General features: G+C 42.0%; 17 protein-coding genes and 1 other annotated feature. Of the genes, 5 read left to right on the top strand and 12 right to left on the bottom strand.

Translation table 11 applies throughout. The features are described from left to right. Positions 1-1,168 (bottom strand): hypothetical protein (locus LG003_RS08520; RefSeq protein WP_262980531.1); only part of this gene is annotated, 1,168 nt, incomplete at its 3' end. Positions 1,169-1,218: 50 nt separating this feature from the next. Then, positions 1,219-1,401: a hypothetical protein gene (locus LG003_RS08515; protein WP_088374870.1), complete on the bottom strand. Its 183-nt coding sequence runs from the start codon at positions 1,399-1,401 to the stop codon at positions 1,219-1,221. Positions 1,402-1,754: 353 nt separating this feature from the next. On the opposite strand from LG003_RS08515, the gene yaaA reads away from it, so the two are divergent. Continuing rightward, positions 1,755-2,531, top strand: a complete 777-nt coding sequence (gene yaaA / locus LG003_RS08510; RefSeq protein ID WP_262980530.1) for a peroxide stress protein YaaA — start codon at positions 1,755-1,757, stop codon at positions 2,529-2,531. Between the two features lie 49 nt (positions 2,532-2,580). On the opposite strand, the gene thrC is transcribed toward yaaA, so the two are convergent. The 4 genes from thrC to LG003_RS23410 form a co-directional block, all read right to left on the bottom strand. Beyond that, positions 2,581-3,879, bottom strand: coding sequence for a threonine synthase (gene thrC / locus LG003_RS08505; RefSeq protein WP_262980529.1), 1,299 nt, complete (start codon positions 3,877-3,879; stop codon positions 2,581-2,583). Positions 3,880-3,882: 3 nt separating this feature from the next. Further along, entirely contained in the window at positions 3,883-4,812 is a 930-nt protein-coding gene (gene thrB, locus LG003_RS08500; RefSeq protein WP_262980528.1) for a homoserine kinase, read from the bottom strand. Between the two features lie 2 nt (positions 4,813-4,814). Next, positions 4,815-7,274 carry a bifunctional aspartate kinase/homoserine dehydrogenase I gene (gene thrA / locus LG003_RS08495; RefSeq protein ID WP_262980527.1) on the bottom strand — a complete coding sequence of 820 codons (2,460 nt, stop codon included), beginning with the start codon at positions 7,272-7,274 and terminating at the stop codon, positions 4,815-4,817. A gap of 25 nt (positions 7,275-7,299) precedes the next feature. Further along, positions 7,300-7,419 (bottom strand) — a sequence feature (Thr leader region). Next, positions 7,358-7,426 (bottom strand): thr operon leader peptide, encoded by a 69-nt coding sequence (locus LG003_RS23410; RefSeq protein ID WP_110882773.1) that lies wholly within the window; start codon positions 7,424-7,426, stop codon positions 7,358-7,360. Its footprint overlaps the feature before it by 62 nt. 659 nt (positions 7,427-8,085) lie before the next feature. Between LG003_RS23410 and arcA the strand changes: the two genes are divergently transcribed. Continuing rightward, positions 8,086-8,802: a two-component system response regulator ArcA gene (gene arcA, locus LG003_RS08490; protein WP_011144944.1), complete on the top strand. Its 717-nt coding sequence runs from the start codon at positions 8,086-8,088 to the stop codon at positions 8,800-8,802. 192 nt (positions 8,803-8,994) lie between these two features. On the opposite strand, the gene creA is transcribed toward arcA, so the two are convergent. Next, positions 8,995-9,480 (bottom strand): protein CreA, encoded by a 486-nt coding sequence (gene creA, locus LG003_RS08485; RefSeq protein WP_112876420.1) that lies wholly within the window; start codon positions 9,478-9,480, stop codon positions 8,995-8,997. A gap of 507 nt (positions 9,481-9,987) precedes the next feature. Here creA and robA point away from each other — a divergent pair. After that, positions 9,988-10,863 (top strand): MDR efflux pump AcrAB transcriptional activator RobA, encoded by an 876-nt coding sequence (robA, locus tag LG003_RS08480; protein WP_036777055.1) that lies wholly within the window; start codon positions 9,988-9,990, stop codon positions 10,861-10,863. On the opposite strand, the gene gpmB is transcribed toward robA, so the two are convergent. Next, a complete protein-coding gene (gene gpmB, locus LG003_RS08475; RefSeq protein WP_112876419.1) occupies positions 10,860-11,507 on the bottom strand; it encodes a 2,3-diphosphoglycerate-dependent phosphoglycerate mutase GpmB in 648 nt (215 codons plus the stop codon). The genes robA and gpmB overlap by 4 nt on opposite strands. A gap of 54 nt (positions 11,508-11,561) precedes the next feature. Here gpmB and yjjX point away from each other — a divergent pair, with 54 nt between their 5' ends. Next, positions 11,562-12,092 (top strand): inosine/xanthosine triphosphatase, encoded by a 531-nt coding sequence (yjjX, locus tag LG003_RS08470; RefSeq protein ID WP_112876418.1) that lies wholly within the window; start codon positions 11,562-11,564, stop codon positions 12,090-12,092. 35 nt (positions 12,093-12,127) lie between these two features. Here yjjX and trpR read toward each other — a convergent pair whose 3' ends face one another. Further along, positions 12,128-12,448: a trp operon repressor gene (trpR, locus tag LG003_RS08465; protein ID WP_011144939.1), complete on the bottom strand. Its 321-nt coding sequence runs from the start codon at positions 12,446-12,448 to the stop codon at positions 12,128-12,130. Positions 12,449-12,507: 59 nt separating this feature from the next. Continuing rightward, positions 12,508-14,424, bottom strand: a complete 1,917-nt coding sequence (gene sltY, locus LG003_RS08460) for a murein transglycosylase (protein WP_262980526.1) — start codon at positions 14,422-14,424, stop codon at positions 12,508-12,510. Between the two features lie 371 nt (positions 14,425-14,795). Here sltY and ettA point away from each other — a divergent pair, with 371 nt between their 5' ends. After that, entirely contained in the window at positions 14,796-16,463 is a 1,668-nt protein-coding gene (ettA, locus tag LG003_RS08455; RefSeq protein WP_262980525.1) for an energy-dependent translational throttle protein EttA, read from the top strand. Between the two features lie 38 nt (positions 16,464-16,501). Here the strand turns inward: ettA and LG003_RS08450 are convergent, their stop codons facing one another. Beyond that, positions 16,502-17,248 (bottom strand): ABC transporter ATP-binding protein, encoded by a 747-nt coding sequence (locus LG003_RS08450; protein ID WP_262980524.1) that lies wholly within the window; start codon positions 17,246-17,248, stop codon positions 16,502-16,504. Between the two features lie 799 nt (positions 17,249-18,047). Continuing rightward, positions 18,048-19,283: a multifunctional transcriptional regulator/nicotinamide-nucleotide adenylyltransferase/ribosylnicotinamide kinase NadR gene (nadR, locus tag LG003_RS08445; protein ID WP_112876513.1), complete on the bottom strand. Its 1,236-nt coding sequence runs from the start codon at positions 19,281-19,283 to the stop codon at positions 18,048-18,050. Between the last annotated feature and the right edge of the window lie 12 nt (positions 19,284-19,295).

The following is a 19,295-nucleotide window of genomic DNA, read 5'->3' as shown; positions in this document are numbered from 1 at the left end:
ATGTAATTCCACAATTATCACATATATCATATTTAGGATTTTCTATATTATAATTTTTATATAATCTCTCAAGTGACTCAAAAAAGTTGAATCCCAACCCTGGCCAAACACCCGATAATAAATCAGCTATAAAGTAATTTATATCCCTATTATGATCTCCTCTATCATAGTCTGTAGGCGATCCCTGTTTCGAATGGTGTTCAGGAGCCACAATCTTAAGATATAATGTCAATTCTTTTTTAGTTATTGTCCATAATGGTGATACATGCGTAAACTCCCCCCATGTTTTCAATGGAGCCGACTCACCTAATAATATTCCCAAAGTATATGTTCTAAATATACTGGTAAATAAATCTTCAAAATGGTAGCCAAACGATAAATTGAAAACTCCCTTTTCTTTTGCAAATCTTTCAACACAAGCTCTCATAATAGTATGCCACAAAGCAATTGAACGCCCACGTCCATTTGTTACAAGCACTTTTTCAATAACGTTTTCAAAACCATTTATAAAATGCATCGTTTCATTAACATAAGAAAGCGGTAATATCGTATAGTCTCTTACACCCAAATTTGCGATAGCCTCAGCAGCCACTTTAACATCTGCACCTGACGCTGCCGTATCAGCAACAGTAACTCCAATTAACTCATGCTTTGGCAATTTATCCACATTTCTTCTTAAAAGATATAATAATGCCAGACTATCTCTGCCTCCAGATAAGGCAAGTATAATTTTATCGTTTTCCTTAATCAAAGACTTAGCAAGAATCCCCTGAACAAACATGTCATCAATGTATTTTACGAAATTATCCTCATTAAATTGTGTTTGCTTTAGATCGCAAATGCCATTCTCTTTAAACCAAAGTATTCTCTTAGTGTAAATTGAATCTGTATTTTCCTGAGTCACCTCGACTCCATCATCTTCCCATAAACGTAAAGTTCTGCAATATTCAGGGAGCTGATATGCCCTTACCATATCCAAAACGATTTTATCATCTTCTTTTACTATATAACTTTGATCATCTGTTATTTTATCATTCACATAGCAAAGTATAGAATCTTGGGGTATGTAATTCTCCTTCAAGAATTTTCTCAATGGGATCCCGGACTTTGTAGAAAGCACGTGAATTTTATCTAATCTATCTTTAAGCAACACGGTGTGTTTTTTCATAGCAACCTCGCAAAAAAGAGCCCGCTGCTAGAATACAGCAGGCTTTCATTTTAAATGTGAGCGATACTCTCACTGACACTCATGAGCAGGTCAGCATCACGTTTAATACGCCCAATAATCATTTGATTAATTTCTTCGAAACCAATATCGTCTTGAGAAACACTAAATAACTTTATAGGTTCAGCTTTGCGAGTAAATATGGGCTGAAATAGTTTTTGAGCTGTTGATTGCATACCTATTCCTCTAGTTTTATAACAAACAAATTTGCAAGAAGTGCTCTTACTTTTAGAATAATTACTATATTACAATTCAAAAAAAATCGATCAAACGCACAAAAGCTGACATTTAAATAATTAATAAAAACTTAATTTAAATTTATATATAAATTTAAATTAAAATATACCATTATAAATTATTTAAATATTTTTAACATTAAGTTCAATATCGATCAATAAAATGAAGTACAAAATTATCAGCTTGTTACCCGACAGATATCACGTACACAGTTTCCGCTATCGTCGTTATTAATTCTTTATTATCCTATCTTTTGTTAAAGTAACTTCATCTGAACAACCGGAACGATATTATGCTTATTACTATTTCACCTGCAAAAACCCTTGATTATGAAAGCCCTCTTGCCACGGAAAAATATAGTCAGCCAGTATTACTCAACCAATCAGAGCAGTTAATCAGTATTTGTCGCGAACTGGCACCCGCCCAAATTGCGAGTTTGATGGGTATCAGCGATAAACTTGCCGGCCTGAATGCAGCCCGTTTTGGCGAATGGCATGCTGATTTCACACCAGAAAATGCCCGTCAAGCTATCCTGGCATTTAAAGGTGATGTTTATACCGGTATGCAAGCTGAATCTTTCTCCGATAAGGATTTTGATTTTGCTCAGAATCATCTGAGGATTTTATCTGGCCTTTACGGTGTACTTCGTCCGTTAGATCTGATGCAACCTTACCGGTTGGAAATGGGGATCAAACTGGAAAATAAACGCGGTAAAGATCTCTATGCTTTCTGGGGGGATTTGATCACGGAAAAGCTCAATGAGGCGCTGGAACAACAAGGTGATAATGTGTTGGTTAATTTGGCTTCCGATGAATATTTCAAATCCGTGAATACGAAAAAGTTAGCCGGTAAAATTATTAAACCTGTATTTCTCGATGAGAAAAACGGTAAGTATAAAATCATTAGTTTTTATGCGAAAAAAGCCCGCGGGCTGATGAGCCGGTTTATTATTCAGAACCAATTAACGCAAACTGACCGTCTGGTGGAGTTTAATCTGGATGGCTATGCCTTTGATGAATCGTTATCCAAAGGGAATGAACTGGTATTTAAACGTCCAGAACAACATTAAGAGCTTATTATCAATAATAAACGCCGCATGATCTGTGCGGCGCCTATTTTCATGATGATTTCGGTGCCCTTTCCATCAAGAAAGATCGCAACTCAGCAAAATCTGCCGGTAAGTAATGGGACAGCAACTCCAGATCAGCCCGTTCAGCCAACGCTTTGGGCAATGGTAATTCCTCACCCAGAATCTGCTCCACACTCTCTTTAAATTTCGCTGGATGAGCTGTACCAAGAAATAACCCGTATTCACCTTCTTGTAATTGATCACGCAGAACACGATAAGCAACCGCTGCATGAGGTTCAGAGATATAACCCAGTTTAGCCAGTTCTTTAATTGTCTCTTCAGTTACCTCATCACTGACTACACCATATCCCAATTCGTTCAACGGCCAGGATTTACGATAGAACAGTTCTTCAATCCGGGGCCAATTGTTTGGCTGGCTCACATCCATTGCGTTGGAAAGCGTGGCAACGGTCTGATGAGGCAACCATTTTCCATCCTCTAGATAACGTGGAACTGTATCGTTAACATTAGTGGCAGCGATAAAGCGTTTTACCGGCAATCCCATCGATTTTGCCAATAAACCCGCGGTCAAATCACCAAAATTCCCACTCGGTACAGAGATAACCAGTTGTTCACGCTTATCTTCTGGTAGCTGAGCAATTGCTTCAAAGTAGTAGCAAATTTGCGCCAACAAGCGGCTGATGTTAATTGAGTTGGCTGAATTGAGATACAAAGCCTGTTTCAACTCCTGATCATCAAACGCCTGTTTAACCAACGCCTGACAATCATCGAAATCGCCATCAATCGCCACCGTGTGAATATTACCGTCCAATGTACAGAATAGTTTCTCTTGTAACGGACTGATCTTGCCTCGCGGATAGAGGATTACCACCTGTACATTATTCAGCCCATAAAAGGCGTGCGCTACTGCTGCCCCCGTATCGCCGGAAGTCGCAGTCAGGATAGTTACTGGCTGCTCACCGGCAACTTGTGCCAACATTTGCGCCATAAAACGGCCGCCAAAATCCTTAAATGCCAGCGTCGGGCCGTGAAATAATTCCAGCGTTGCAACATCATTTTCCACATCGGTCACAGGAACCGGAAAAGTAAAAGCATGCTTAACTCGTGTCGCCAGTTGTTCTGGCGGAATTTCCTCGCCAATAAACGCGGAGAGAATGCGACCGCTGCGGGTGACAAAATCCAGTTTCAACAGTTGGTCAATTTCTTCACGACTAAATTCGGGTAAATCTTGCGGGAAGAAAAGCCCTTGCTGTTCGCCTAACCCCTGTTTGACTGCTTGTGCAAAACTCACCTGCTCGCGGTTGTCTTTCAAGTTATACAGTTTCATTAGTTACCCTATTTGTCGTGCGCCTGCGAGATCCAGACGGCAAATGTGTACAAAACCTTCATCATTCTGAACATAATGCTGTTGCAGCCACTCAGCTATTTCCTCTGCGGTCGCCATATCATTACAAATGGAGAACAATGTCGGGCCAGAACCAGAAATACCACTCGCCAATGCCCCTACCCGTTTTGCTGTTTCACGCGCATTAGCAAAACCCGGTAACAGTTGAGTACGATACGGTTCAGCAACCACATCTTTCATCAATCTGGCTGCCAGCGCTGGTTGCCGTGTATGACAAGCATGAATAAACCCGGCAAGGAAACGTCCATGATCGATAACATCCTGCTTCGAATAGTTCACAGGTAAAATTGCTCTGGCTTCTGCGGTAGAAACTTTAATGCCCGGATAGGCCATCACCCATAACCACTCATCAAACGTAGGTACTGGCTGACAGATAACATCTCCTTGTTCCATAATCAGTTGCAAACCGCCGAGATAACATGGAGCGACATTATCATAGTGAATACTGCCGGAAATACGTCCTTCCAGTTGCCCCATCATTGCCAGTAATTGGCTTTCATAAAATGGGAGACCTGCAAACTCGTTCAGTGCCATCAAACCTGCAACAACAGAACAAGCACTGGAGCCAAGGCCAGAACCAATTGGCATATTTTTTTCCAGCGTCATTTCCACTGGTAATTGTTTGCCCAAACGCTGGCAGAATAATTGCCAGCATTGATAAACAATGTTGTGCTCCAGTTTCTCAGGTAACTTCCCTACAAACTGCCCTTCATTACGCAAACTGAAACTCTTCGCTGCCCGGACAGTAACGCAGTCACCTAATAAAGCACCATTAACTGGAGAGACCGCCGCTCCCAGTACATCAAACCCAACACTGACATTGCCAATAGATGCAGGCGCATAGACTTTAATCACAATTAAACTCCCTGTTTCCAGGACAAGGTACGCAGCATATCTGCGAAAACACCTGCGGCAGTAACATCATTACCCGCCCCGTATCCCCGCAGTACCAGCGGTATTGGCTGATAGTAACGCGTGTAGAATGCCAACGCATTTTCGCCATTTTTGACTTTATAAAGCGGATCATTACCATCCACTGCGGAGATTTTCACCTTACAACGGCCCTCTTCAATTATGCCAACATAGCGCAATACTTTTCCCTGCCCTTTGGCTTCTGCCACCCGCTGGTTGAAAACCTGATCAAGAGAAGGTAAACGTTCAAGGAAAGCATCCACGTCCCCTCGGCTATCAAAGGAGGCTGGCAGTACAGGCTCCACATCAATACCATCCAATTCAAGTTCATAACCTGATTCACGAGCGAGGATCAACAGTTTACGGGCAACATCCATACCGGACAGATCATCACGCGGATCGGGTTCGGTATAGCCTTTCTCTTTTGCCAGTAACGTTGCCTGAGATAGTGACATTCCTTCATCCAGCATACCGAAAATAAAAGAGAGAGAACCAGAAAGAATGCCATTGAACTGAATGAGTTCATCACCCGCATTAAGCAGGTTTTGTAAGTTTTCAATAACAGGCAGGCCAGCCCCTACGTTAGTGTCATACAGAAATTTGCGTTTAGATTTCTCTGCCGCCTTACGAATCTGATGATAATAAGCCATTGACGAAGTATTGGCTTTTTTATTCGGCGTGACCACATTGAAGCCATCACTCAGGAAACTGACGTATTGATCAGCAATTTGCTGATTAGAGGTACAATCCACTATCATCGGGTTCAGTAAATGGTACTCTTTCTCTAAACGGATCAGGCGGCTCAAACTAAAAGGTTCTTTGGCCTCTGATAAACATTGCTGCCAATTATCAAGGCAAATACCTCTCATGTCCGTCAACATGGCCCGTGAATTAGCAATACCACATACCCGTAAATCAATGTGCTTTTGCTTCAACCATGTTTGTTGACGACGGATTTGTTCAATCAAAACACTGCCTACACCACCAACACCGACAACAAAAACTTCGATCACCTGATCGGTATTGAATAACATCTGATGGCACAAACGAACAGCTGTCGTTGCCACTTCATTATCGATAACCGCAGAGATGGAACGTTCAGAAGATCCCTGTGCGATTGCAACAATATTGATATTACCGCGCGCCAATGCAGAGAAGAAACGGGCAGAGATGCCGCGCAGGGTACGCATACCATCGCCAACAACAGAGATAATGGAAAGATTTTCCATCACATCTAAAGGATCAAAAACCCCCTCTTTCAGCTCAAGATAGAATTCTTCACTCAGTGCCTGACGCGCACGTTCCAATTCACGTTGAGGGACACAGAAGCTGATACTGTATTCTGAAGATGACTGAGTAATCAGCACAACAGAGATCCCTTTGCGGGACATGACAGCAAATACCCTTGCCGCCATACCCACCATCCCCTTCATACCAGGGCCTGATACGTTAATCATTGCCATATTGCTCAGGTTGGTAATCCCTTTTACCGGCGTACTTTCATCTTTCTGCCCGTCACCGATCAGTGTTCCAGGCGCATCTGGATTGGCGGTATTTTTAATCAAACAAGGGATCTGAAATTGAGCAATTGGAGCAATGGTCCGTGGATGCAATACCTTGGCACCGAAATAAGAGAGCTCCATCGCTTCCTGATAGGACATGCCTTTTAATAACCGTGCATCCGGCACAACTCTGGGATCACAGGTATAAACACCATCCACATCAGTCCAGATTTCACAACATGTCGCCCGCAAGCAAGCCGCTAAAACCGCAGCAGAATAGTCAGAACCATTACGCCCCAGGACAACTAGCTCCCCTTTATCATTTCCAGCCGTAAATCCAGCCATCAGAACAATATGGTCATCAGGAATATTCAGAGAAGCAATGCGCTTCGTAGACTCGTTGATATCTACCGTAGATTCAAGGTAATGACCTTGTGCCAACAAATTTTCTACCGGATCAATCACCGTGACCTTGTGACCACGTGCCTGCAATACAGACTCCATGATGGCGATAGAGAGTTTTTCCCCACGACAAATCAGGGAAGCGTTAATGCTGTCCGGGCATTGGCCCAGTAACGAAATACCATGCAGAACCTGTTTCAATTGAGCAAATTCTTGCTCAACCATCATTTTTAACCGTTCATAAGCAAAACCGGGTTGTGCCTGTGCCACCCCCTGTAATAAATCAACAAAGATCTGCTCAGCATCGTGCATATGGGTAATGATCTCTTGCCCAGCTACCGTTTTTTCAATCATAGCCACTAAATGATTGGTAATTTTTGCCGGAGCAGAAAGCACCAACGCAACCCCGCCTTGAGAAAGTTTTTTCTCTGCAATATCGGCAACGCTCAACACTCGCTGGTAATTAGCGATCGAAGTTCCTCCAAATTTAAGCACTCGCATTAACATTTTTCTCCTGATTCCGCGCCAAAAAAAAGCCCGCATCTGATTTGGATGCGGGCTTTTTTCTCTGTTTTATATATGCGTCAGCCCGCTCCGCAACCTGTGGTTCCGGTGGTGGTAATAATTGTGGTTTTCAGGCTGATAGTTTGCATAGGTTCCTGTCTGTCATTTAATGGGTTCGACCCTATATTGGTTAAATGAATTTGTGCGCAAAGTCAAACATTTTCTCTAAATAACCTTACGCTTTTGATATTTTTAATATTGGAATAATTCATTTCATGGTCATCAAGACAAACAAATATTTCTTACTGAACCCAATCTTTTAGTTATTAAATCCATTTTTAACAAAATTAACAATATATTTTATCTTTTCGTAAAAATCAGTTATTTTTGTTCACCGCCAAGCTCATGGGGGATTATTTTTCGAACAAAACCACTCTGTGCGTTAACAAGAATTTGTCATTTGCATGACAGAATACAAGGTATAAAATAACCAATATAAATAATATTAACGTGCTACAATCAATTTTGATGTACGTCAATAAAAGGTAGTTTTTTTAGATGGTAAATGCATTGCAAGCTGTTATATTGCTGTTAATGGACTAACATAACACTGTTTAACCAGTTTTTTTGGGTATATACCCACCAAAGGAAAAGCAACTTTTACTTTCAGTGTAAAACATATCAATAAAATGTTATTACTGATTTGGGCTATAATTTCAGTGATGACAAATAATAACCAGTAAATATCCTGAGATAAGAGTAGTTTGAATCATTCTGATTTATTTTTAAGCGATTCTAGGTAGCAACCATGCAAACCCCGCACATTTTGATTGTTGAAGACGAAATTGTCACTCGCAATACCCTAAAAAGCATTTTCGAAGCTGAAGGGTACATAGTTTATGAAGCCACCGATGGTTCAGAAATGCACCATATTCTGTCAAACAACGACATTAACCTGGTGATTATGGATATTAATCTTCCAGGCAAAAATGGCTTGTTACTTGCCCGCGAACTGCGTGAGCAAGCAAATGTTGCCTTGATGTTCCTGACCGGCCGTGATAACGAAGTAGACAAAATCCTTGGCTTGGAAATTGGCGCAGATGATTACATCACCAAACCATTTAATCCGCGTGAATTGACTATTCGCGCCCGCAACCTGCTTTCTCGTACCATGAATCTGAGTAATGTCAGCGAGGAACGCCGCCAAGTTGAGAGTTATAAATTCAACGGTTGGGAATTAGATATCAATAGCCGTTCTCTGATAAGCCCAGCTGGTGAGCCGTATAAATTGCCACGCAGCGAGTTCCGCGCCATGCTTCATTTCTGTGAAAATCCAGGCAAAATCCAAACACGCGCAGATTTACTGAAAAAAATGACAGGTCGTGAATTGAAACCTCACGACCGTACTGTTGATGTAACGATTCGTCGTATCCGTAAACATTTTGAATCGACGCCAGATACGATGGAAATTATCGCCACCATTCACGGTGAAGGCTATCGTTTCTGTGGTGATTTGGAAGCATAACTTGAACATATCCCTATGGATTTCAAGATGCATCGCGACGGCAAAGGAGCGAATCCCCGGGAGCATAGCGAACTATGTGACCGGGGTGAGTGAGTGCAGCCAACAAAGAGGCAACTTGAAAGATAACGGGTATATCAGTAAGTCTCTAACAATGACAGGATGGGATATCCCTGTAAGAACCCATCCTGCTCCTCAATTTTCCACCGTCTTCCACGGCATAATGGGTACAGCACTGAGCGCATTCTTCGGTGAACCATCGATCATCTTATCGGAATATGTCAAATAGACTAATGCATTACGGTTTGCATCATAGAAGCGAACGACTTGAAGTTTTTTAAACACCAGTGAGGTTCGTTTCTGGAAAACCACCTGACCTTTTTTGCTGCTCTTTTTAATCTTGTCTGTGAGTTCAATCTCTCCAACCTGCTGACAAGAAATAGCCGCATCAGAAGTATCTTCCGCAAGTCCTAAACCCCCTTTTATTCCACCTGTTTTTGCCCTGCTCAGGTAGCAAGTCACATTTTTAACATCAGGATCATCAAACGCTTCCACGACAATTTTGTGATCAGGCCCGATAAATTTAAAAACAGTGTCTACCGAGCCAATCTCTTCAGACAGAGCCACCACAGGTATGCACAACAATGCCGTTGTTACGAGTATCTTTATGATTTTTAACATATATAGTCTCATTCCTTAATTAATTCAGCGTAAAATTTCACCGCTGAGATACCAAATAGGACGGTAATACCATCAATAGAAATAATTAATCATTAATATAATTTCATAAAGTAATGAGTGAAATAATAATACGAATAAGTATCCTATTGTAAATATAAGACTTGTTTTACACTTAGTGCTCATATCCAGTAGAGTTATTGTTGAATGCCACGCTTGTCAATAAATTATGAACACGAACAGCACGCAGAAATCAGAACAGACATACGATGTACAAGGAATGATTCGTTTTACCACTCTGTGGGACTGTTCAAGTGGCAAACAAAATAGCCTAGTAGTATAGGTTCTTATATACCCTATGGATTTCAAGATGCATCGCGACGGCAAGGGAGCGAATCCCCGGGAGCATAGCGAACTATGTGACTGGGGTGAGTGAGTGCAGCCAACAAAGAGGCAACTTGAAAGATAACGGGTATATTGTTCTTTTGGTCTTAATGACTAAGGAGATGTATGGATCAAACCGGCATCATTCGTGATTTATTACGTTGGCTAGATAACCATTTAGATCAACCATTATCACTCAATAATGTTGCAGCTAAAGCAGGTTATTCTAAATGGCACCTGCAACGTATGTTTAAAGACATTACCGGCCAGGCTATTGGCTCCTATATCCGTGCCAGAAGGTTATCACGGGCAGCCGTTGCTTTACGTTTAACCAGCCGCCCTATTCTGGATATTGCTTTACAGTACCAGTTTGACTCCCAACAAACTTTCACTCGCGCATTTAAAAAACAATTCAATAAAACACCAGCACTTTATCGACTCAGTGAGGAGTGGTGTGCCACGGGTATTTGCCCGCCCATATTGCTGGATAAAAGGTATATTCCCGAAGCAACCTATCTCACACTAGAGGAACAACCACTGGTGGGTATAGAACAGACCTGTTCCTATACGCTGGAACAATGGTCCAGTTTTTGTACTGAAATGCGCCACAATTTCTGGACATATTATCTGCAAAATGCAGAGGTGTTACCTCCTGTACTTTATGGCCTTCACCATGCAACTCCCAATCCAGAAAAAGAAGATGAACAAACCGTATTGTACACAACAGCGGTAGAACCCCAATATGCCCAGTTTGATGTGGCAGGCAGCCAGCCTGTTACATTACCGGCTGGAGAATACGTCTCATTTAGTTACTACGGTACCAAAGATGGCTTACAGGATTTCCTGTTTACCGTCTATGGTATTTGCCTGCCAATGCTAAACCTGACACGTAGGAAAGGATACGACATCGAACGATATTATCTTACCAATACCAATGATAGAGACAAGGAAGCGGCGAATCATATCATCGAATTTCAGTATCTCATTCCTATCCAGCATTAGCGTTGTAATTCATCCAGTGCGGGCGTATCCAGATGTGTGATATCGCCTGCCGTTTCTACAATCCAGCCCGACGCTAGCCACGGACTGTGCTGATAATCCACTCTGGACAGAGAGCAATTTCGCAAGCGAAGACGACGTTCAGCATGTGCGGGCAATCCCAGTATTGTGCCAACCAAACATCCCAAAGCGATGCCATGACTGACTAACAACGGTCGGCTACCAACAGGCAGATTACGACAGCCCTCCAGAGCAGCCCTCATACGCACAGCCAGTTCATCCATAGATTCGCCTTTGGGGATACGTCCACCAGGTGTGCCATCAAGGACTTTCTTACGCCAGTTCTCTTCTTCCGATGTTAATGAATCAATATTTCTGCGTTCAAGAACCCCCATGTGCAATTCACGCAAACGTGGCTCCAGAATAATTTCACAACCACAAACCTCAGCAATGATTTCCGCCGTTCGACGTGTACGTCCAAGGTCACTGGTAATAATATGGGTAATACTTTCAGATTTTACTCTTTGCGCCACTAATCTGGCTTGATGTTCGCCTGTTTCAGTCAAAGGGCTGTCAGATTGTCCCTGAATACGACGTGCTGCGTTCCATTCAGACTCCCCATGCCGAACAAGATATACCTGTAACATTTTCATTTTCCGTTATACTGCGTAAATACTCGTTCAAAGGATAACTCATCTATTATGTATCACGTTATTGCTGCAACCACCAACCCTGCAAAAATTAAAGCCATTAGTCTCGCCTTTGATGATGTTTTTGGGCCAGGTACTTATCGGATCGAAGATATCAATGTAGACAGTAGCGTCCCACAACAACCTATTGGTAACACAGAAACCCGTACTGGCGCCCGTCAGCGTGTCATGGCGGCCAGACAAGTTCGCCCTGAAGCAGACTTTTGGGTAGGTGTGGAAGCGGGTATTGAAGACGATATGACATTTGCCTGGATGGTTGTGGAATATCAGCAAATTCGCGGAGAATCTCGTTCAGCCAGTCTGATGCTACCAGAGAAAATTCTTGATGGTATCCGCGAAGGTCGGGAATTAGGCCATGAAATGGCTTACCTTACAGGTATTGATAACATCAAGCAGAAAGATGGTGCAATTGGCTTTTTCACTGATGGCACCCTGACTCGTACCAGCGTGTACCACCAAGCTCTGATATTGGCTTTAGTGCCCGTACATCATGAAATGTATAAAGAGATGAACGCCCGTTAAACAAACATTCCGCCTAGGCCGCAATTGGCGGCCTGCTATTTCAGTAATTGCTGTTCCAACCAAGCCTTAACATCGTTTGAGGCAAATTTCAGGCTATTAGAGCCGCGCGTAATCGTCGCAATACCCACTCCAAGTTCATTTTTCAGCTCACGCTGGCTCATTTTTCCACTCATCAACTCCTTGATAATGCGTACCCTGGTAGCCAGTGCTGTCCGTTCATCTGGTGTCAATAATAACTGCAAAATCGGATGCTGTAGATTTTCAGCAAAAGCCTGTTGGAGTAATGTCACGAAACATTGCCAATCTTCATGATCTTGCGGCGAAAGTGCTGGATCTGTCAGATGATTTGTCGTCATAATTAATCAGTCATCATACTATTTAACTAGTACGGCAGCATAACATAGTTTGCCATAAATCAATAACGCCTTTGCCATTCCGCGTTAGTCAACACATTTGATGCTTTGCCCATGAAATGACTATAGAAAACATCATAAACCAAAACACTTTTGACATAATTGCGGGTCTCAGAAAATGGAATGCTTTCAATAAAGGCTATCGCATCGAGTCGCCCACCACTGTCAGATAACCAGCGATCTACCCGAGTTGGTCCGGCATTATAGCCAGCGCTGGCAAGTATCCGATTATTTCCAAAACGCTGATAAACCGATTCGAGATAAGCAGTACCGATTTCGATATTCGTCAGCGGGTTTATAAGTTGGCTACTGTTCATATATCCTTGGATTCCATTTTTCTTAACCGTATCCTCTGCCGTTTCTGGCATTACCTGCATCAACCCAATTGCCCCAACTGGCGAATTAGCTTGCGGATTCCAGGCACTTTCCTGGCGGGCTATCGCCATTGCATAACTTTGAGAAATTCCTTTATTTGTAGTGAAGTGACTAAATTCCCGCAGCCATGCTAATGGAAAACGCTCTTCAAGGTAGTCCCACATTTTTCCGGTTATTGTCGCCTGTACACTAAGCGCTGCCCATTTTTGATTGAAAGCATAACGCGCCAGTTGCTGTTGTTTTAATTTAGCCTGGCTGGCGACCAGATAGCTCCACTCTATGCGAGCAAGATTATCCATTTGCCAATATATCAATTCCCTGACTCTCTGCACTTCAGGTATTGAAGCAATGGCAGCATCTGGCTTTTTTGCGATACTTATCGTCAGCGGATAGTTGACATTCAGTTTTTGCGCAGCAGCCATTGGATAAAAACCACGGCCTTCTATCAGCTTACGTAGTATCGCTTCACCTTCACTTTTATTACCCTGTGCCAATAGAATGTTGGCTCGCCAATAACGCCATTCCCCTTTGCCCTGGTCCTCTAACGGCAGCAATTTTATCCATTGAGCCAAACCACGCTTATCTGCATGACCCAATGCCAACCGAACACGACGCTCAAGCAATGCAACAGATTGACTACCGCGGATCGCATCATCACGCCACTTTTCCTGTTCATCGCTCACATCCCCCATTAACTGCCAGGCAACAATATCTTTCAACCGCTGACGTTCACTTGCATTCATCTTTTGCACTCTGACAATTGATGGAATGATCGCTCTTGCCTGCTCCGGATCTTGACGAGCGAAACGCGAGAAAGCCGCTAAAGTAGCTACACGGGTAAAATCAGTCGGCCCGGTATGATTAGCAAAATCCGCCACGGTAGCCGGATCATTCTGCAACTTAATCAGGTCTTCACTGATACTTTTGTATCCCAGTGGCAATTGTTTAGCGAGGTAACTGACCAGTGACGTATTCCCCGCTTTTAACGCGAGACTAATACGCTGTAATATCAGTTTCACTGATAAATGACCAGTTTGCTGCCAAACATCAAATAACTTATCGCAACTGGCTGGTAAAGAACGCCCATTCAACCAAATTTCTTTTGCTCCCTGCCAGGCAACCTGTTCCTCACCTGTAGACCATTTAGCAAAATAGTAATGACAGCGAGCTGTAATAGATTTCGGTGCTGTAGGAGTGAACGCCAGTATCCCACGCCACTCTTCGCGGCGTGCAAGCTCATTGATAAAACGGGATGGTAAAGAACGTGCAGGGGGCAGATTAGGGTAACGATCAATAAAATCACGGATCTGCGTTGGTGTGACAAGTGCCAAATCCTGAGTCAGCTCCCGGTATTCTAGATAAGGATAAAGAGGATAGTCTTTCAATGTCGGCATCAGCCTCGCGATTTCATCACTATCACTGACATTCCACGCTTGCTTAATCTGCTGATATCTCTGCCGCTGATTTTCCAGAGAATCAGCATTTGCTGCTACAGAGATAAAAATCAACCCTATAGCCATCGCAAGGTATTGCCACTTAGCCATTATCACGTTCCTCTGGGAGATAAAATCAAACAGGTTAATATTACGAATGCATAAACACCATAATAATATAATTACCACCTCTTACCACATTAATTTTCCATATGATGAGATATATAAATACATATTCATAATAGGTTAGTTTTTTATATAATAAATTGATTCGCTTTAACAAACTCAACCTAGGATCATTTTATTCGAGCAATTGGGTTATAGAGTTTATTGACTTAAATCGGGTAAACTGTGATAAATCGTGCTCAGACGAGCATAAATAACCTAACTTGATATAATCAAATACCAACACGCCCTGTTCATGCGACTTGCTTCGCAAAACAGGCACTATAACAATCAGAGATAGCGAGGCTTATAGCAACGTGGCTCAATATGTCTACACCATGCATCGGGTCGGTAAAATTGTTCCCCCAAAACGTCATATCCTGAAAAATATCTCCTTAAGTTTCTTTCCGGGAGCAAAAATTGGTGTTCTTGGCCTTAATGGCGCCGGTAAATCGACCTTACTGCGTATTATGGCTGGCATCGATAAAGACATCGAAGGAGAAGCTCGCCCACAATCAGGAATTAAAATTGGCTATCTACCGCAGGAACCTAAATTAAACCTTGAGTACACTGTCCGCGAAGCAGTGGAAGAAGCGGTTAGCGAGGTAAAACATGCGCTGACCCGTTTGGATGAAGTCTATGCAACCTATGCTGATCCTGACGCCGATTTTGACAAACTGGCTAAAGAACAAGGTGAGCTGGAAGCAATTATTCAGTCCCACGATGGCCATAACCTTGATAACCAGCTTGAACGCGCCGCTGATGCCCTGCGTCTACCGCCGTGGGATGCAAAAATCGAGCATCTATCTGGAGGGGAACGCCGCCGTGTGGCAATTTGCCGCTTACTGCTGGAAAAACCCGACATGCTGCTACTGGACGAACCCACTAACCACCTTGACGCCGAATCTGTCGCATGGCTGGAACGCTTCCTGCACGATTACGAAGGTACCGTTGTTGCAATTACCCACGACCGTTACTTCCTTGATAACGTTGCCGGCTGGATTCTGGAACTTGATCGTGGTGAAGGCATTCCGTGGGAAGGTAACTACTCTTCATGGCTGGAACAGAAAGATGCTCGTCTGGCTCAAGAAGCCGCAACAGAAGCCGCACGCCGTAAATCCATTGAGAAAGAGCTTGAATGGGTTCGTCAAAATCCGAAAGGCCGTCAGGCAAAAGGTAAAGCACGTCTGGCCCGTTTTGAAGAATTAAATAGCGTTGAATACCAGAAACGTAACGAAACCAGCGAACTGTTCATTCCACCTGGGCCACGCCTGGGCGACAAAGTTCTGGAAGTGGAAAATCTAACCAAATCCTATGGCGACCGGGTTTTGATTGATAATCTGAATTTCTCTCTGCCCAAAGGGGCGATTGTTGGGATTATCGGGCCTAATGGTGCGGGTAAATCTACCCTGTTCCGTATGATCTCCAACCAGGAACAACCCGATTCCGGTACCATCACGTTAGGTGAAACCGTCAAACTCGCTTCTGTCGATCAGTTCCGTGACAACATGGATGATAAGAAAACCGTTTGGGAAGAGATCTCCGGCGGCCAGGATATCATGCGTATCGGTAACTTTGAGCTACCAAGTCGCGCCTATGTTGGCCGTTTTAACTTTAAAGGTGTTGATCAAGGCAAACGTGTCGGTGAATTGTCTGGTGGTGAAAGAGGACGGCTACATTTGGCTAAACTGCTGCAAGTCGGCGGTAACATGCTGTTGCTTGATGAACCAACCAACGATCTGGACATTGAAACTTTGCGCGCACTGGAAAACGCCTTGCTGGAGTTCCCAGGTTGTGCAATGGTTATTTCCCATGATCGTTGGTTCCTTGATCGTATCGCAACCCACATCATTGATTATCAAGATGAAGGTAAAGTCACTTTCTTTGAAGGTAACTTTAGTGAATACGAAGACTATAAGAAGCGGACTCTCGGAGCAGAAGCACTGGAACCGCATCGCATTAAATATAAGAGAATCAGCAAATAATCATATTGAAAATGGCCTGGTAACAGGCCGTTTTCCACTCAATTATTTAGATATAAACTCATAGTCTTATTCATTATGCTATGTGTAAGATAAGTATCATGGATAATCTTTCCTTCTTTCAAAGTAATAATACGATCTGCATGTTTAATAAGCCTATTATCCTGTGAAGCCACAACAACTGTACCTCTTTGGTTATAAGCAATAAAACTTAAGATATCAATAGCTGTTTGGCAGTCATAATTATTAAGATGACGGGTTGGCTCGTCAGCAAACAAATACCGAGGGCTTTTCACAATGGCGCCAGCTATTGCCACCCGTTGTTTTTCATTATCACGTAATTCCTTGGGATATATATCTTTCTTGTGTTTCAGGCCAACAATATTGAGTGCCTTAGTTGCCCTGACTATTGCTTCCTGATGAGAGGTCGTGATTCCACAAGAGAGAGATAATAGCAAATTATCCAAGACCGTAAGTTCATTAGATAAATTAATTCTTTGAAAGATAAAACCACAATTTATCAAATGGAATCTATCTAACTCGAAGTTATTCATCCTCCCCAATTCATTATCAGCAATTAATATTTTTCCTCCGTCGAGAGGCAATAACCCAGAAATCATTGCCAGCAAAGTACTTTTTCCTGAACAAAGATCCCCATTAATCAAAGTAAATTCACCTGGGAAAATAGAAAGAGTGATGTCTGAAATCATTTTCTGGTTAGCTTTACTTTTCGAAAAACCATATGAAATATCAATGGCTTCAATCGTAGCAATTTGATTCAAATTCATTATCTCAGCATAATTAATAGTGTAAGAAATCTGGCATTATCAGTAACTCTTACAGCCAGAGCAATCCGTAAAAATACAGATATTCATCATTATAAGATTACACAAACGAGGGAAAATCATATAAGAAATATCTCAATTGAAAGTATATCAATATTTCTACCAGTGACTATTTCAAATGACTATCTGTATGCTAAAATCAAAATTTTACTAAACAAGATCAACCCATTCCTATCAACCATTCATTAGCAACAGGCCATTATCTTGTTTGTACAAATAAAAAAATAACATCAGACAAATAATTTTTTATAGATAAAAACACCTTAATATCATAACAACATGTTAAAATTAATATTTAATTACCATAATAACAATGATACTTCTAACATTAAATTATTAATAGAAAAATCAACCTTATCCTTATTCTCCAACCAATCAAAAACACAAAAAATTTTATTTAAAAATCAACAGGGAAGTATTTAATTATTAATCTTGTTTTTATTCAAGAAATAAATAATCAATAGAAGTATCAAAAATATTAATAGCTGTTATATATTTTATTACTTACAGGAAATAAAAATATCCAGCCACAATGCATATTGTGATTAGATATATATTTACTAATTTATCATATAAAATATTATATATACCCTATGGATTTCAAGATGCATCGCGACGGCAAGGGAGCGAATCCCCGGGAGCATAGATAACTATGTGACCGGGGTGAGTGAGCGCAGCCAACAAAGAGGCAACTTGAAAGATGACGGGTATAGATTTAATTATAAACGATTCAACTAACGTATCATTTAGGATTAGCCGCTAAAAGTTGCTGAATGAGTTCAATACAACGTAGGAAACGCTGATCATAATCGGGTGAATCCACATTGACATATTCAATATTATTACTTTTCAGCATATCCTCCAGCAGTTGCTGGAACTCTTTACGATCCTGCTCGCTGCCAAGGCTACGCAAACCGTCAGCAACCCAAGGGGTATTGTTTTCCAGTAGAATGACCAAATCAAATCGATATTCATCAATTAATGCCTGAACAAACGGGTGTTCACGTCCTTCATATCGCTTACAAAATGCTTGGGTAGTGACAAAATCGGTATCTATAAATGTAACCTTATTCGCATATTTTACAGCAAAATCAATATATTGGGCTTGTCCCAATGCAATCTTGTCATAGTCCGAATATTGTAGCGCCATCTCATCTCCCCCCAGATGAGAAAAAACATAATCACGACCATATTCCCAAGCACTTGTCGTATTAAAAATATTTGCCAATTTATTAACTAACGTAGATTTACCACTGGACTCTCCACCAAGAATCGCTACGGTACGAACAAAGAAAGGTTTCACTTCCGTAGGAATATATTCCCAATGACGGAATGGGTCTTGGCGAATATGCCGACCACTGATTTTCATAAACGAACGTTGTGGATCGATAAGAATTGTCTCAATTCCTAAATGTTCTTTATATCGGGGAGAATCCTGAGTTTCGCTGGAATATATATAAGTTGGATTAATGCCTTTTTTTGACATAAAGGCTTTCATGCCGTCACTCCACACATCCCAACCATGTGGATAGGACTCAATTCCCTGTTCATCAAAAGAATGAATATGAATATTTTTCTGATACTTAAACGTTTGGAGCAACCAGCGCAGACGATCACTCACCGTAGGTTGCTGAGACATGGAACTGCTCATAAACAGCTCCCGATCTCTCGGCTCATCATGGCAAAGGATAATATGCAACTCATCCACCTGACTACAGGCCCGTTGAATCAGATAGATATGCCCAGTATGCAATGGATAGAATTTGCCGAATACCACTCCAACAGTTTTATTTTGCACAGGATATTGCAACCTCAGATAGTGATGGAGAGCAGCCAATTTTTGGGCACTGGGACTTTTAATTTTGTCATTAATTAACTGGCTGAGATAACCTTTGGTCATACCACTTGCATCAGCAACCTGCTGCAACGTATAACCTGTCTGTTTAATCGCTTCTTTAAGGTAGTCAAATTGCCCCATATCTCCTCCCTG

The organism is Photorhabdus kleinii (assembly GCF_025384885.1).
Taxonomy (GTDB): domain Bacteria; phylum Pseudomonadota; class Gammaproteobacteria; order Enterobacterales; family Enterobacteriaceae; genus Photorhabdus; species Photorhabdus kayaii.
Note: the sequence above shows the minus strand (reverse complement) of the source record. Positions and strands in the feature narration are given on the sequence as shown.

What these genes read in the sequence shown, in the direction of transcription:
- gpmB (WP_112876419.1), bottom strand. Translation starts at nt 11,507, where the DNA reads ATGTTACAGGTATATCTTGTTCGGCATGGGGAGTCTGAATGGAACGCA.
- trpR (WP_011144939.1), bottom strand. Translation starts at nt 12,448, where the DNA reads ATGACGACAAATCATCTGACAGATCCAGCACTTTCGCCGCAAGATCAT.
- arcA (WP_011144944.1), top strand. Translation starts at nt 8,086, where the DNA reads ATGCAAACCCCGCACATTTTGATTGTTGAAGACGAAATTGTCACTCGC.
- nadR (WP_112876513.1), bottom strand. Translation starts at nt 19,283, where the DNA reads ATGGGGCAATTTGACTACCTTAAAGAAGCGATTAAACAGACAGGTTAT.
- sltY (WP_262980526.1), bottom strand. Translation starts at nt 14,424, where the DNA reads ATGGCTAAGTGGCAATACCTTGCGATGGCTATAGGGTTGATTTTTATC.
- yjjX (WP_112876418.1), top strand. Translation starts at nt 11,562, where the DNA reads ATGTATCACGTTATTGCTGCAACCACCAACCCTGCAAAAATTAAAGCC.
- creA (WP_112876420.1), bottom strand. Translation starts at nt 9,480, where the DNA reads ATGTTAAAAATCATAAAGATACTCGTAACAACGGCATTGTTGTGCATA.
- yaaA (WP_262980530.1), top strand. Translation starts at nt 1,755, where the DNA reads ATGCTTATTACTATTTCACCTGCAAAAACCCTTGATTATGAAAGCCCT.
- thrC (WP_262980529.1), bottom strand. Translation starts at nt 3,879, where the DNA reads ATGAAACTGTATAACTTGAAAGACAACCGCGAGCAGGTGAGTTTTGCA.
- robA (WP_036777055.1), top strand. Translation starts at nt 9,988, where the DNA reads ATGGATCAAACCGGCATCATTCGTGATTTATTACGTTGGCTAGATAAC.
- LG003_RS08515 (WP_088374870.1), bottom strand. Translation starts at nt 1,401, where the DNA reads ATGCAATCAACAGCTCAAAAACTATTTCAGCCCATATTTACTCGCAAA.
- LG003_RS08450 (WP_262980524.1), bottom strand. Translation starts at nt 17,248, where the DNA reads ATGAATTTGAATCAAATTGCTACGATTGAAGCCATTGATATTTCATAT.
- thrA (WP_262980527.1), bottom strand. Translation starts at nt 7,274, where the DNA reads ATGCGAGTGCTTAAATTTGGAGGAACTTCGATCGCTAATTACCAGCGA.